The organism is Chroococcidiopsis sp. CCNUC1 (assembly GCF_023546805.1).
GTDB lineage: Bacteria > Cyanobacteriota > Cyanobacteriia > Cyanobacteriales > Chroococcidiopsidaceae > Chroococcidiopsis > Chroococcidiopsis thermalis.
This window is the reverse complement of record NZ_CP097480.1, coordinates 4,950,281-4,965,349: the sequence shown is the minus strand read 5'-3', so window position 1 is coordinate 4,965,349 and position 15,069 is coordinate 4,950,281. Positions and strand designations below refer to the sequence as shown.

Below are 15,069 nucleotides of genomic sequence, written 5' to 3'. Positions count from 1 at the left end.
TGCCAGACAACTTGGGGCTCGATCGAGAGATATAAAAGCGCTCGCGCCTACGAGAAGAACGATTAACGCGACTTGTGGCTAAATCTTCTCATGCCCAAAGCGAGCGCGCCTAAAAATAACATTCCCATTCCACCAGCGAGAGGATTGCGATCGATACCAGTTAACCATTCTGGGACGCGATCGTTATATTGCACCATTTGCCCAACATTAATTGCGTAATAACCCCAAATTAACCCAGCATGAAGACCAATTGGTAAACCCAAACGACCTTTGCCACAGCGTCTTGCCCATACAAGAGTTAAGCCTAACAACACCAAAGCTGGAAATTGCAGCAGGGTTCGCCGAATTTCTGCTAGTTGTTTAATAAAGTGCAGTGCGGCAAATATGCAAGCATTCGCCCAGAGTGCTGTCCGAGGATGGTAATCTCGCTGTAACTCATCTAACAGCCATCCCCGGAAAAGTAACTCTTCCGCAAAACCATAAGCTAAAGCAACGATTAACCCTTCAACGACAAATCGCCATAAAAAAGTAGAGGGTTGTCGCCACCATAGCAAACCCAACCAGCTTTCTAGCAAAAATAAGCTTAAAACACTAGCGACCCCAAGCCCCAAACCTATCAGTAGCTCTTGCCTATTCTGCCTAGTTGTAACCAAACCATATTCTTGTAACACGTGTGGCTGACGATAGATAGACTTTCCCCACAGCCGCAACAGGATAATAAATATCCCATATAGGAACGGCAAGGTGAGAATATTCACTAAGTTTTTGTCATCCACCCACCAATGAATCGGTGCAGCTACAGGCAACCATAGTAGCAGCAGTACTAAGATAAAAATGACCAGCCTCAAGGGAGCTGGGTAGAGGGCTATTCTGGCAAAATTGAATTTTAACAATTAGCAAGTAGTGAGTAGTGAGCGGGGAGTAGTAAGTGGTAAAAGATTCTACACTTATGACTTACTACTTATGACTTCCTATTTACTCATCTGGCTCAATCGTACTGGTCAAACCATGATTTTTGAGGGTTTCACAGTAAAACTCAGCGTGTTCTTGAGCGCAGGTAATGACTAAAGCGATGCCATTTGTATGGGCTTCCATCATAATATCTACTGCTTGTGGCTGGGTGAGGCTGGGTACAGTCTGCATCAATACCTGCACCACATGCTCCATAGGATTAAAGTCATCATTATGAAGCAACACGCGATACCGAGGTGCGAGTTTACGAACTGTTGAACGCTGCTCCAGGGTTTCGACGGACACTGCTTACTCCTCTTGTTCTGACTAACGACTTTTGGTTTAAATCTCGATTGAAACTGATTAACTTATTAAATATTTATAGCATCGAAATCCAACGACCGTAGCGATCGCACATGACTGAAGAACTGGAGGCGAGCTGTGACGAACTCTTTATGTGACTTTCAACCGCGACAAATCGTTTGTACAACCCATCAAGCTACTCACCTATATGCTGAAGTCATTCAAGTAGTGGAATCGCGCCAAATTGGGTGGTTTCGACCTTTACTACTCGTGGAATTTTTTGACGATGAGCAGCTATCGATCTCACCAACACTACTCGACCTCCGTTCTGGAGCCGATCTTCTCTGTCCTCCCTCTTTATTCCGTCCGGCAATTGATACTGAGGTCATACCGTTGCTGATGCAATTGTCAGCTTGGGAACCGCCATTAGAGCACGATCCGGTTGCCTTCAAACGATTGCATCAATTCATTCAACAGGCTTTGCTGCTTGACGAGAAGTGAAGAGGTTGTTAGTTATTGGTTGTTGGAAACCGATCGCTGGTTGCCACTCGTTGCCTGCTGCTCAAAAACTTCTGATATTTCCATTTGAATTTCTGATGCAATCTATAGTAATTTCTAACGATTGATGGGAACTTGGTTGCTATCGTTAATTTCTCATGGCTTAGAATTGGCGATCGGCTGTTGCATAAGTCTTTTGCAAATCAGATCGAATTATCAGAATGCGATCTTTACGGTTAATAACATTCAGAATTCTGATGCTTCAGGATCGGAATTATCAAAAATTAATATGTATTTGAGGAACAAATTGTCTTGTTTTTCGGTCGCGGGGATTTAACCTTCAGACTAGTATCTACTGACAATTGACCGTTATGGATCTCAAGCTATCTATCTAGTGAGTTAGACTCAACTGTATACTCAGTCACACAAACTAGAAAAATCAAGTCAAACTGCTTGCTCTTCTCGGTTTCTACCATCTGGTAGATGTTGATGTATCATGCCAGTAGCGTAGAATCTAGAAATCATTTAACCTGGCTATGTACGAGAGATTGACCTCAATAAAAAGTCAGCAAAAGTTAGTCCTACTGCACGAGATCGCTTGGCAAAAGATTGTTTTCCACGTGAAATTGGTCGATCGGTAGGATGATTCCGTTGAGTGGTATTCTATTGGTACAAATTTCAATCGCTAATTTGAATCAATCGAGTACTATGTAAATAATTGATGAAGATGTTCTCGTTGGTATAGTTAAATACTTTTCTTTTAGAATAAACGCTGGTAGCTTGGAATCACAATGAATGATTTAATAAATATTTAAGATTTAAGTAACTAAAGAGCTAAATAGAAAAAGCAAGACAAAAGGAAAAATACTTCATATCATAGACCCATTTGATTTCATTAAATTTCGATTTCATCCTATTCAATTTAACCCCATTCGATTTCACCAATTTGCACGGAAGCGTTAATGATGCAAACAATGACTGCTCCTAGAGCTACAGTAATTCGCCCTAACGGTCACTTTAATGCAGCGAATGCCGCTGACTTTCAGCAATACCTGACCGCAGAAGTTACACAGGCAACACACGACTGTGTAGTCGTCAACCTAGAACAAGTAGAGTCGATGGATAGTGCCGGTTTGATGGTATTAGTTCATGGATTGAGAGTGGCACAATCGCTCGGAAAAAGTTTCCACCTTTGCTCTGTTGCACCTTCAATTCGGATTATCTTTGAGTTGACTCAACTAGATAGCGTATTTGAAATTTTAGATACACCTATAGAGGTTACAGCAGCTTAGCGGGAAGCTAGGTGTGAGCAATTTATGACTATTTGATATATGACTGTCTGATGTTTCGCAGCAGCAGGTACTGTTCTTCCAGACGCGATCGCCGATTGATGCTAGCTTTAGAGTGATAAGTCAGGGATTGGCACGAGAGGCGCAAAGTGGCAGTTGCAGTAGAAACATTACTAACGGCTGAAATTCAACGTCCAGCTCGCTATTTAGGTAACGAGCTGGGAGCTATACGGAAGAATTGGCAATCGGCAGATGTACGCTGGGTACTGACATATCCTGAGTTGTATGAAGTTGGTGCATCTAATCTAGGGCACGTCATTCTATACAATATTTTGAATGCACAGCCTCGCCAAATGTGCGATCGCGCCTACCTCCCAGCGCCCGACCTAGCAGCAAAGCTACGCGAGACGCACACCCCCTTATTTGCTGTTGAATCGAGAAGATCGTTAACAGAATTTGATATTTTAGGCTTCAGCCTCAGTTACGAGTTAGGAGCTACCAATATTTTAGAAATGTTGGATTTAGCTGGTATTCCTCTAACTTGGCGTGAAAGAGCTGAGGGAGCTAAGAGAGATAAGAAAGCTGGGGGAGCTGAGGGAGAAAAACCAAGCGCCACTCACCACTCAAATACCAACTACCAAATACCAACTACCAATTACCAACTACCAATCACCAATTATCCACTCATTTTTGCAGGCGGGCAGACGGCAACATCAAACCCCGAACCCTATGCTGATTTTTTCGATTTTATTGCTTTAGGTGACGGGGAAGAACTGTTACCGGAAATTGGTTTAGTCGTTGCAGAAGGCAAGGCAGCAGGGTTAAATCGAGAAGAACTTTTGCTGGATCTGGCGCAAATCCCAGGGGTCTACGTGCCGCGATTTTACGATCTGGCAATAGATGGTTCCATTCACCCTAATCGTCCAGACGTTCCAGAGAAGATAATTCGGCGCGTTGCTACGCCCATCCCAGCGTATTCTACAGGCTTAGTTCCTTACGTCGAGACAGTCCACGATCGCCTCACGATCGAAATTCGGCGCGGTTGCACTCGCGGCTGTCGCTTTTGCCAACCAGGAATGCTCACCCGTCCCGCACGGGACGTAGAACCGGAGCAGGTTGTCGAGGCGATCGAAACGGGCATGAGGGCAACGGGATACAATGAATTTTCTCTGCTTTCCCTCAGTTGTTCCGACTATTTATCTCTTCCTGCCGTAGGAATGGAGATTAAAAACCGCCTGCAAAACGAAAATATTTCCCTTTCGCTTCCTAGTCAGCGAGTAGACCGTTTCGATGAAAATATCGCAAATATTTTGGGGGGTTATCGCCAAAGTGGGTTGACCTTTGCTCCAGAAGCTGGAACCCAACGGATGCGAGATATCGTAAATAAGGGCTTGACGAATGAAGAATTATTGCGAGGCGTAAAAACAGCTTGGGAACAAGGCTGGGACAAAATCAAGCTCTACTTCATGATTGGATTGCCTGGGGAAACAGATGTCGATGTGTTGGGGATCGCGGAAACCGTCGCATGGCTACAAAGGGAATGTCGCGCTCAAGGTAGAAAACCTTTGGCATTCAATTTAACAATTTCCAACTTTACACCCAAACCCCACACCCCGTTTCAATGGCATTCTGTTTCTACAGGCGAATTCCAGCGCAAGCAAGAATTATTACGCCAAGAGTTTCGGCGCATGAGAGGAGTCAAAGTTAATTTTACCGACGTGCGGATCTCGGCAATGGAAGACTTCATCGGACGAGGCGATCGCCGTTTATCTGCTGTATTACGTCGCGCTTGGGAACTGGGTGCGGGAATGGACTCGTGGTACGACAGCGTAGAGAGAGCGTATAACGCTTGGGGACAAGCGATCGCTAAATCCGGCTTAACCTGGAAGTATCGCCAAGTCGAGCAGGGTGAGTGGAATTTGATGCAAGGGAGAAGGGAGCAGGGTAAGAGAGCTGAGGGAGTTGAGGGGGCTGAGGGAGACGAGGAAACTATTCTAGTCACCAGCCACCAGCCACCAGCCACTTTCTTTCCCGACTCCCTAGATCGTCCTTTACCTTGGGATCGGATCGACACGGGGATCGAGAAAAAGTGGCTCAAGGAAGATCTGCAACGCGCTATGGAGGCTGCAACCGTCCCCGATTGCTCTTTTGATGGTTGTTCTCACTGCGGCGTTTGTGGAGTCGATTTCGGTCACAACATTGTCATCGAACCACCACCAATTCCCCAATTTGCCGGACAGTACGTTCCTAACAATACAAAAGTTCAAAGACTGCGACTCCGGTTTGGCAAGCTGGGAGATATGGCGCTAGTGAGCCATCTCGACTTGATGCGCCTGTTCGATCGCGCCGTCCGACGAGCCGCATTGCCCGTATCCTTTACAGCCGGATTTAGCCCCAGCCCGAGGATTTCTGTAGCGCTGGCTCTGCCTTTAGGCGTAACGAGTAGTGGAGAAATTGTCGATTTTGAACTAACTCAAATCGTCGAGCCAGCAGTTTTTCGGCAACAACTGAGTAGTCAGTTACCAATAGACATACCTATCTACGATGCGATCGCGCTCGATTTAAAAGCACCTGCGGCAATGAAGACTCTAACGGGAGCAGAGTACATCCTGACAATAACGGCAACTCAAACGACAACACCGACACAACGGCAGGAATGGATAGAAACTATTAAGAATTCAACCGAAATTTGGTGGGAGCAGACAACAAAATCTAAGAAAACTTATCAGGTGAACTTGCGCGATCGCCTATTTGAATTAGAATTAGTTCCACCACACAACCCAGATACAGGAGAACCAGACAATACCTTTAACTTGCGCTATACGGGTAGTTGCTCTCAAGACGGCAATCACCTGAAACCAGAACACGTCACGTTCATGCTAGAGCAAGTTGCCCGCCAAGAAATCCAACTGCTCCACATCCATCGCCAGCAACTCATTTTACAGTGACCAGTGAGCAGTAACCAGTGACCAGTTATCAGGGAGCAGGGAACAGGGAACAGTTCCTTACGAATTACGACTTACAACTTACGACTTCTCTAATTAATTGCTTTTTCTCAAGCATGAGTTAAAATTGAGCTAACAGAAGTTTTCTAGCGCTGCATTGGATTTCCGATTCGCTCTCCCAAATGGGACACTAGCGAGAATTATTGAGAAGCATCCACGATTCTTTTGCATAGCACTTGAAGCGGAGTGGTCGTCTCATTAGTCGCTAAGAGCGTTTCTTGAAGCCAGTGACAGGCAAAACAGGCTTTTTAGGTGTCTGTGAATTAGGTGTCTGCGAACTAATATTGTGTTCCTGCCCGCAAATCAAGGATGGGAAACAAGATTAAAACTACAAAACATGCTCGGTTCTCAGAGCAGACTTATGTATGCAGCAGTTTTGAAAACATTTTGTTATGCTTTTAAACTGCCAGCATCTTTAGATTTAGTTGCGATCGAGCGTGGTGAGCGCCACTATTATTTCCAGCAGCGCCTACCTTCAGTCAATCGAAGCGAGAGAGGAGACCTCAAAGCTTCTGATGCTGCGAATTTTTGAGGGAATTGAATGCCAAAACAAATTATCATAGCAGAGCAGCATCACATTGCTGCTGTTTTTTCAGAAGATCAAATTCAAGAACTCGTCGTTGCTACCGGACGACATCAAGTTGGTGATATTTACCTCGGTGTCGTAGAAAACGTTTTACCAGGTATAGATGCAGCTTTCGTAAACATTGGCGATTCAGAACGAAACGGTTTTATCCACGTTACCGATCTCGGACCGTTAAAGCTAAAACGGACTGCGGCAGCCATTACAGAACTACTCGCACCGCAGCAAAAAGTCTTAGTCCAGGTTATGAAAGAGCCGACGGGCAATAAAGGACCCAGGCTCACGGGTAATATCACTTTACCCAGTCGCTACGTAGTTTTGATGCCGTTTGGACGGGGAGTTAACTTATCGCAACGGATCAGAAATGAAAACGAGCGCAACCGCTTGCGGGCTTTAGCAATTTTAATTAAACCTGCTGGCATGGGCTTGTTAATTCGTACCGAAGCCGAAGGCAAGCCAGAAGAAGCAATTATTGAAGACCTAGAGGCGATCCAAAAACAGTGGGAAGAGGTGTTATTGAAAGCGCAATCTACCCGCGCTCCCTCTTTACTTAACCGCGATGACGATTTTATTCAGCGCGTCTTGCGAGATATGTATGGCTCGGACGTAAATCGCATCGTGGTAGACTCTGCTACCGGACTCAAGCGGGTCAAGCAATACTTGATGAACTGGGGTGGCGGACAGCCGCCTCAAGGGTTGTTGATCGACCACCATCGCGATCGCATTCCCATTTTGGAATATTTCCGCATCAATGCCGCAATTCGCGAAGCCCTCAAACCGCGAGTTGAGTTGCCTTCTGGCGGTTATATCATTATTCAACCGACGGAAGCATTAACGGTCATTGACGTAAACTCTGGTTCCTTCACTCGTTCCGCTACAGCAAGAGAAACCGTACTGTGGACGAACTGCGAAGCGGCAACAGAAATTGCCCGACAGTTGCGCTTGCGTAACCTGGCAGGGGTGATCGTGGTAGATTTCATTGATATGGAATCGCGCCGCGACCAGTTACAAGTCTTAGAGCATTTTAATAAAGCCTTAAGAGCGGACAAAGCCAGACCGCAAATTGCCCAACTGTCAGAATTGGGTTTAGTCGAACTGACCCGCAAACGCCAAGGTCAAAATATTTACGAACTCTTTGGGCGCACCTGTCCTACATGCGGCGGCTTAGGACATGTCGTACACCTGCCAGGAGAATCGGAAGAACGAGAAGTATCAATGCCATCAGCAGCACGAGAACCCGAGTGGTCAGCCCCACAGCCAGCGCGGGACTCATACCGCGTCATGCCTAACCCTCGGTCAGTAGAACCCCGCGAAAGCAGTACTAGTAGTAGTAGTAGTTGGGGATTGGAAGCAGAAAGTTTTAGTAACGATTTCGATAGCGATCGCCAAGACTTAATGCCGATCAACCATCCTAATTATCAAGAAATTGGCGACGCGGGAAATAATCGGCGGCGGCGGCGGCGGCGCATCGGCGAGGGGGGCTATAAAGAAGAAAATCCACGGGCAGCGACTAATTCGCTTACCCTGCTCAACGACCGAGATACAGAACCAGATGTAGAATCGGAAGGGGCAATTGCCACTGAAGTTTCCTATGGCGATCGCCGCGATGCTGCAGGCGGAACGCTAAGTCGCGACCATCGTGGCTGGGTAGAAAAACCAGAGCGGTCTAAACCCATAAAGCCGGAACCCGTCAAAGTCGCGATCGATCCACCAGAAACAATTGTGGTGGAAATGACACCCGAGGAACAGGAAATTTACGCCGTCATGGGCGTATCGCCCCTAGTACGCTTAGACAGGGAAGTGAAAAATCCCAAATCTGCGATCGTGCAAGTCGTTTTGCCCGGGCAAGCACCTCCTTTGCCTCAAAGTGAAAATGGCACAACGTCCGATTCAGAAGTATCTACCATTAACATTGACAGCGTGGCTGCTGCCGATCCTCCGGTTATAGCTGCAATTTCTGAAAACACTGAATCGGAACTACCAGCGCTAGAAGACAGCGAAACCGATCGCAAAACTCCAGTCCGTCGCCGTCGCCGTCGTTCTTCGGCAGATGGTGACGAGTAGATTCTGTGTAAAGATCTCTCCAACCCCTCTTAAAAAGGGGGCTTGTGTATAGTGTAGGGTGGGCGATGCCCACCTACTTTTTTCGATTGACTATTATGCCTGAGTCATCGTCCATTCAAAAGCTGAAATCTAAAGTTCAAAAATCTAAAATTCAAAATGGCATTACCCAGGACTTTGACTCAGGGTTAAGCGATCGATACTCTATCCTCATAGCTGGAGTGGATGAAGTAGGCAGAGGTGCTTTATTTGGTCCAGTGGTAGCAGCGGCAGTAGTTTTACCTCCATCAGCCTTGAAGGAATTAGTAGCAGCCCAGATTAGAGATAGCAAAAAACTATCGCGCGATCGCCGTTTGAAATTAGCAGCCCATATTTGTCAGGTAGCACTTGATTGGCGGATTGGTTTTGCGACCTCTGCCGAAATCGATCGCATTAATATCTTGCAAGCATCGTTACTAGCCATGAAACGGGCAGTCCTGAAACTAAAAATTCAGCCCGAACTATGCTTAGTCGATGGTAGACAACCCATTAAAGATTTATTGATCCCGCAACAAGCGATCGTGAAAGGAGACGAGCAATCTTTGGCGATCGCTTCTGCTAGTATCGTCGCTAAAGTGTGGCGCGATGCCCTAATTACTCGCCTTGCAGTCAAATATCCCCAGTACGATTTAGTCACAAATAAAGGATACGGCACTCAGCGACACATTGAGGGATTGCAACAACACGGTCCCTGTCGCTTGCATCGGCTGACTTTTCGTCCCTGCCAACTGAAGAAAGTCGGGAGTCGGGAGCAGGGGAACAGAGGAGCAGAGGAGCAATTCACGCATTAGTTCCGAATTCCGAATTCCGAATTCCGAATTCTCCCCACGCACCAATCGCTTTAAGCCTCGCTTACTGGTAACTGGTAACTGGTGACTGGTAACTGATTCTGATTGTCGTTGACCCAGCTGCGATAGTCGGTTAAAAGTTGATGTAGCAATCGTTGCTTAATCGTCACCAACACGCTTTTGAGTAAGCCATTGCCAGTAGTCTCTACGATTGGTTGGGGTGTCATATTCAAAGGAAAGGGCAGTTCAACCTTTACCTCTAAATCCGCCTTACCTTTCAGTAGGGTAATATTCTGATGTTGATATGGAGATAAATGACCTTGAAGATTTAATTCAAAACGTTGGTTGATGTAATCTAACCCTAAAATTTCACAAGCAACCGATCGCAAATTCACCGTACCGTTCGGTTCCGTCCACACTTTCAAATCTGCGGTTGGTTGAATGTTCAGGGTCATAAATGAGAGCGGACGGATCTTCAACCGAAAGCTTTCACAATCTAACTGCTCGATCCGGCTGGGGTCTACCAGAGCTTTTACCAAACGTTGGGGTTGACGCAGGTAGTGTTGGATCGGTACGGGTTGTTCTGGGACAACAATTTCTACAGACTGAGAGGCGGTGAACCGAGTATACATGGGTTGCAATGTTGCCTATAGAGAGAATTTATAGTTTCTTTAAGCCCATGAGTTCATCCTACTGGAATTCAGTCCAAAAGATGAACGAATCATGAAGGTAATCTTTACACTTGTTAATGATTATAAAGTACTATGAAGTTCTTTGCTCAAATCAGTGGCTAGTGGCTGGTGACTAGTGGCTAGAATTGCTCCCTTGTCCCCCTTGTCTCCCCTTAGCTCCTCTGCTCCCTGCTATATTGAGTTATGACTTTTAGCGGCGCTAGCAGGCGAACATGACCGTATCGATCGCCCATTTGGGACCCAGTGGCACTTATTCCGAACAAGCTGCGATCGCCTATCGCGATCGATTGCAACAGGAAGGACAAGAGACAGTCTTGCATCCCTACCCCAGCATTCCTCAAACTCTCAAGGCTGTGGCGCAAGGAGAAGCACAGATTGCTGTCGTACCAGTCGAGAATTCGATTGAGGGCAGTGTTGCCGTCACTTTAGATATGATGTGGCTGTTGGATACTCTACAAATTCAACTAGCTTTAGTCTTGCCAATTGCCCATGTTTTGCTTTCCCACGCTCAAAGTCTGGATACGCTGCAAGTCGTCTATTCTCATCCTCAAGCACTGGCACAGTGTCAGTTGTGGTTCACGCAATTTTTGCCACATGTCCAATTGATTCCGACAAATTCTACAACTGAAGCATTACAGCACTTAGAGCGGGAGAAAACTGCGGGGGCAATATCTTCTCTACGGGCAGCAAAACTTTATAACTTACCCGTGTTAGCTAGTGGTATCTCTGACTATCCCGATAATTGCACGCGGTTTTGGGTACTCAGTCGTCAGTCCTCAACCGTAGGCAGTCACACGTCTCTAGCTTTTAGTTTACCCGCCAACGTTCCAGGTGCATTGGTAAAACCGCTTCAGGTATTTGCCCAAAGAAATATCAATCTCAGCCGGATTGAGTCTCGTCCGACTAAGCGATCGCTAGGAGAATATCTCTATTTTATTGACTTGGAAGGTGACTCTCATAACAGTGCTGTGGAGTCAGCTTTAACAGAATTAACGGCACATACAGAAATCTTAAAGAATTTTGGCAGCTACAAAGTCGTGCTGCTCAACCAAAACAACTAGGCAGGATGAATAGAGAATAGCAATTTTTCACAAGTATGGCGATCGCTTTCATATTTGTGGCGATCGTATTGCAATACTTAGAAACATTAGCACTAGCGATCCACTGATATGAGATCCTAAAAAATAGAAAACGCGATTAATAATGATTTAAGAAAATGGCACAACAGCAATCGACCGTTGTTATTACAGGAACTTCTTCGGGTGTTGGTTTGTATGCAGCAAAAGCCTTCGCTAAACGAGGTTGGTATGTCGTTATGGGATGTCGGGATATACCCAAAACAAAAGCTGCGGCTCAGAGTGTCAGCATACCGGAAGATAGCTATACGGTCATCCATCTGGACTTAGCTAGTTTAGAGAGCGTGCGACAGTTTGTCAAAGACTTTCGGGCAACAGGCAGACGCCTAGATGCTCTGGTGTGCAATGCAGCAATCTATATGCCCTTACTCAAGGAGCCATTACGCAGCCCAGAAGGATATGAGTTAAACGTTGCTACCAATCACCTCGGTCATTTTCTCCTATGCAACCTCATGTTAGAGGATTTGAAGAATTCGCCAGCTACGGATAAAAGGCTCGTCATTTTGGGAACCGTAACCCACAATCCAGACGAACTGGGTGGGAAGATTCCACCGCGTCCAGATTTAGGGAATTTAGATGGTTTTGCAGCTGGATTTAAAGCACCAATTTCGATGATTGACGGCAAGAAATTTGAACCCGTCAAAGCTTACAAAGATAGTAAAGTGTGTAACGTGTTGACAATGCGGGAACTACACCGTCGCTATCATGACTCTACAGGAATTACTTTTACGTCTCTTTATCCTGGTTGTGTTGCCGATACACCACTGTTCCGCAACCACTATCCGCTGTTTCAAAAACTCTTCCCATTGTTTCAAAAACACATCACGGGAGGATATGTATCTCAGGAGTTGGCTGGCGAACGGGTAGCTGCTGTAGTTATCGATCCTGAGTACAAGCAATCTGGTGCTTATTGGAGTTGGGGAAATCGTCAGAAGAAAGAGGGCAAGTCATTCGTACAAAAAGTTTCGCCCCAAGCCCGCGATGATGAAAAGGCAAGAAAAATGTGGGATTTGAGCGAGAAACTAGTAGGAATTGGGGTTCCGGTGTAGGCTATAGCTTTCTAAAATTGAGCTAAATTTTAAATGCGATCGCTTGTCTTTGTAAGGATGGGCGATCGCATTCGCCACTAAACGAAGCATTAAAAGTGGCAGCTTTACGCTACAAGCAAATAAAGTAGCGATTACAGGTTTAGATTAGGATGAGGGGTATTGAAGATTTAATATGTCAACCACCATCCAAGAAATTTATACTCAAGTTATTCGCACTTTGTCACCAGCAGAGCGGTTACGCTTGGCAACACTGATTTTAAACGATCTCGTACAACACGATGCCGAGCTTGTTGACCAAAGCGATACATGGACAGAGCAAGATCGACTTGATTTAGTGGCTTTTTCCATGCAGTATGCTGAAACGAGCTATCCTGAAAGCGAGGAGTTAGCCTAGTGACATTCGATCCAGGTGATGTTGTCACTGTTGATTTTCCTGGTGTCACAGGTGTTAAACGTCGCCCTGCTGTCGTTTTGTCTTCAGCAACGTATTATGCAAATCGTCCTGATATAATAATTGGGCTGATTACAACACAAACGACTGGGATAGGTGTAACCGATTATGTACTTCAGGATTGGCAAGTAGCAGGTTTACGGGTTGCATCTATTTTTCGGAGTTTCATTGTGACGTTGCCTTCCTCTGCTAACTTAGTTTGTATCAGGCATTTATCACAGCGCGACTGGCAAGGCGTTCGAGCTTGTGTAAATATAGCTCTTGCAGAATTAGACAATTCAAATCTCTCGTCAGAGTCATAACCGTGAGTTTTGTTGTTACGGTCGCCTCTCCTCAAAATTAAAGAAATTTAGAATATGCGATCGCTTTACCCAATATTTTGATTCAGTCTAATCCAGTAAATATAAGTTTTTTTGTTTGGTAAGAATAGTGCTTAAGACGGATCGCGTCTTGTACTTGTTCGAGCAGCTTTTTCGAACGCTGTTCCATAGGATGTTATACAGAAAAATTCCGTTTAAGACTCGCGATCGGGATGTTATACAGAAAAATTCTGTGTCACACCAAGGGATATACGGAAAAATTCCAGATAATCCTCTCGTGAAGGGTAGTTATACGGAAGAATTCGGTATAGTCCTCGAATAGGGATGTAAAAAAGAAATTGTCCATATATTCAGACAAAAAGTAGCTGTAATGCTTGATATATCTCGATCTAGAAAAAGATTATATGGAAACTTTCCGTATAATCAATAGTTATGCGGCTTCGTTTCTGGGTTAGGGCGTAGCCGAAAGTTGTCTGCGGGGTAGCTAAAATCAAGTGCTGCTAAGTTGATTACCGCAGCCTCAAACCCCATCGCTCATAATTCTGCTGTTATGCGGCGTGGAGATCGGATGCGAAATATCTGGGCGTTTGCTTGGGGAGCTTTAGTTGGGGTTCTTGGTGGACTCATTGGTTTGGGCGGTGCTGAATTTCGCCTTCCTGTTCTAGTAAGCATTTTCAACTACCGAACCCTACAAGCAATTATTATCAATCTCATTGTTAGCCTGGTCACAGTGACATTTTCATTTATATTTCGGAGCGGTGTTGTCGGTCTGGAAAATGTTGTTACAAACTGGGAAGTCATCATCAATATTTTGGCAGGCTCCCTGATCGGCTCGGATGTCGGCGTTCATTATGCAACTCGAATCAATGAGCGAGTACTAAATCGAGTGGTCGTAGTTTTTCTAACTTTTCTCAGCATTGTACTGATAGGGCATAATCTCATCTTTAGTCTCGGCAGTTTTCAACTGCCGAGCCTTGTGAAAATCAGCGTTGGATTCTTGGCGGGAATCATCATTGGTATCTTCAGTAGTATGTTGGGTGTGGCAGGTGGTGAATTAATCATCCCAACAATCATTTTGTTGTTTGCAGTAGATATTAAGTTGGCAGGAAGTTTAAGCCTTGCGATCAGCATTCCAACAATTGTGATGGGTCTATTCAAATACAGAAGCCAGCAAAGACTTAAGGAGGTTAAATCAGAGCAAGGTTTTATCGGGTCAATGGCATTCGGCTCAATTCTGGGTGCGTTTATCGGTAGTAGTCTTTTAAGGTATGTATCCAGTTCTTTGTTGTACTTAATCTTGGGTTTAATTTTGTTGTTGTCGGCGCTGAAGTTAGCGAAGCACAAGACAGCCGCATAACAACCCCCTTGCAGCAGACGGTCGAAAACTGTCGGTGCTGAGTTTGAGGTTACTTACCGCTGCTGAAGGGGAACGTTAAATCACTGAATTATCGATGAGAAAATGACGAAAGATTATCTATAGAAATACGATCGCATCCCCAGTTTTAAAACAGAATGCGATCGCACTTATTATGAATAAGAAAAATACAGTTGAGCGACTTCACTAACTTCTGATGCGCTACACTTGATGTATCTTCAGGAGTGGTAACTTGTCAACGCAGAAATAGTTAGAAATGACAGTATTCCTTTGTCAGGTGCTTTCTAATTTCTACCAGCCAATTCAAGTTTTTCGTTACGATCGAAAGTTAAAAACGCTTTACATCCAGGCTGGAAGGACTGATGAAATTACGCTGATAATATAAGAGGATGGAAACTGGAATTTTGTACCATGATGCCAGACTTATACCAAACGACAAATGCTGAACTAAAGCAATATATTTCTGTACAATGAAGATGAAGCATTTCGAGCTGCTTTGGAAGTTTTAATGAGCCGTCGTAACCCTGCA

Annotated in this window: 15 protein-coding genes; 12 read left to right on the top strand and 3 right to left on the bottom strand. The window is 45.2% G+C overall.

From position 1 onward, the window contains the following. Nucleotides 1-62 precede the first annotated feature (62 nt). On the bottom strand, nucleotides 63-893 hold the full coding sequence (locus M5J74_RS22900) for a CPBP family intramembrane glutamic endopeptidase (protein ID WP_250013346.1): 831 nt from the start codon (nucleotides 891-893) through the stop codon (nucleotides 63-65). A gap of 82 nt (nucleotides 894-975) precedes the next feature. Then, nucleotides 976-1,257, bottom strand: a complete 282-nt coding sequence (gene clpS / locus M5J74_RS22895; protein WP_015156315.1) for an ATP-dependent Clp protease adapter ClpS — start codon at nucleotides 1,255-1,257, stop codon at nucleotides 976-978. Between the two features lie 135 nt (nucleotides 1,258-1,392). Between clpS and M5J74_RS22890 the strand changes: the two genes are divergently transcribed. From M5J74_RS22890 to M5J74_RS22865, 6 genes are all read left to right on the top strand, one after another. Then, nucleotides 1,393-1,755 carry a hypothetical protein gene (locus M5J74_RS22890; protein WP_015156314.1) on the top strand — a complete coding sequence of 121 codons (363 nt, stop codon included), beginning with the start codon at nucleotides 1,393-1,395 and terminating at the stop codon, nucleotides 1,753-1,755. A gap of 959 nt (nucleotides 1,756-2,714) precedes the next feature. Then, on the top strand, nucleotides 2,715-3,044 hold the full coding sequence (locus M5J74_RS22885) for an STAS domain-containing protein (RefSeq protein ID WP_015156313.1): 330 nt from the start codon (nucleotides 2,715-2,717) through the stop codon (nucleotides 3,042-3,044). Nucleotides 3,045-3,190: 146 nt separating this feature from the next. After that, a complete protein-coding gene (locus tag M5J74_RS22880) occupies nucleotides 3,191-5,989 on the top strand; it encodes a TIGR03936 family radical SAM-associated protein (protein ID WP_250013344.1) in 2,799 nt (932 codons plus the stop codon). A gap of 418 nt (nucleotides 5,990-6,407) precedes the next feature. Beyond that, nucleotides 6,408-6,578: a hypothetical protein gene (locus M5J74_RS22875; RefSeq protein ID WP_015156311.1), complete on the top strand. Its 171-nt coding sequence runs from the start codon at nucleotides 6,408-6,410 to the stop codon at nucleotides 6,576-6,578. Nucleotides 6,579-6,587: 9 nt separating this feature from the next. After that, nucleotides 6,588-8,693, top strand: a complete 2,106-nt coding sequence (locus M5J74_RS22870; protein WP_106217317.1) for an Rne/Rng family ribonuclease — start codon at nucleotides 6,588-6,590, stop codon at nucleotides 8,691-8,693. 95 nt (nucleotides 8,694-8,788) lie between these two features. Continuing rightward, nucleotides 8,789-9,520, top strand: a complete 732-nt coding sequence (locus tag M5J74_RS22865) for a ribonuclease HII (RefSeq protein WP_106168808.1) — start codon at nucleotides 8,789-8,791, stop codon at nucleotides 9,518-9,520. A gap of 50 nt (nucleotides 9,521-9,570) precedes the next feature. Here the strand turns inward: M5J74_RS22865 and M5J74_RS22860 are convergent, their stop codons facing one another. After that, nucleotides 9,571-10,149 carry a DUF1997 domain-containing protein gene (locus M5J74_RS22860; protein WP_106168807.1) on the bottom strand — a complete coding sequence of 193 codons (579 nt, stop codon included), beginning with the start codon at nucleotides 10,147-10,149 and terminating at the stop codon, nucleotides 9,571-9,573. Nucleotides 10,150-10,421: 272 nt separating this feature from the next. On the opposite strand from M5J74_RS22860, the gene pheA reads away from it, so the two are divergent. The 6 genes from pheA (at nucleotide 10,422) to M5J74_RS33635 (ending at nucleotide 14,925) form a co-directional block, all read left to right on the top strand. Further along, nucleotides 10,422-11,270: a prephenate dehydratase gene (pheA, locus tag M5J74_RS22855; protein WP_106168806.1), complete on the top strand. Its 849-nt coding sequence runs from the start codon at nucleotides 10,422-10,424 to the stop codon at nucleotides 11,268-11,270. 155 nt (nucleotides 11,271-11,425) lie between these two features. After that, a complete protein-coding gene (locus tag M5J74_RS22850) occupies nucleotides 11,426-12,394 on the top strand; it encodes a protochlorophyllide reductase (RefSeq protein ID WP_106168805.1) in 969 nt (322 codons plus the stop codon). Nucleotides 12,395-12,566: 172 nt separating this feature from the next. Beyond that, complete coding sequence (locus tag M5J74_RS22845) at nucleotides 12,567-12,788, top strand: hypothetical protein (RefSeq protein ID WP_015156305.1); 222 nt, start codon at nucleotides 12,567-12,569, stop codon at nucleotides 12,786-12,788. After that, complete coding sequence (locus M5J74_RS22840) at nucleotides 12,788-13,147, top strand: type II toxin-antitoxin system PemK/MazF family toxin (RefSeq protein WP_250013342.1); 360 nt, start codon at nucleotides 12,788-12,790, stop codon at nucleotides 13,145-13,147. The genes M5J74_RS22845 and M5J74_RS22840 overlap by 1 nt, the downstream gene beginning before the upstream one ends. Nucleotides 13,148-13,733: 586 nt before the next feature. Then, entirely contained in the window at nucleotides 13,734-14,522 is a 789-nt protein-coding gene (locus M5J74_RS22835) for a sulfite exporter TauE/SafE family protein (RefSeq protein ID WP_250013340.1), read from the top strand. Nucleotides 14,523-14,796: 274 nt separating this feature from the next. Further along, the gene (locus M5J74_RS33635; RefSeq protein ID WP_371933981.1) at nucleotides 14,797-14,925 is read left to right on the top strand and encodes a hypothetical protein; all 129 of its coding nucleotides are present in this window, start codon (nucleotides 14,797-14,799) and stop codon (nucleotides 14,923-14,925) included. The last annotated feature ends 144 nt before the right edge of the window (nucleotides 14,926-15,069 follow it).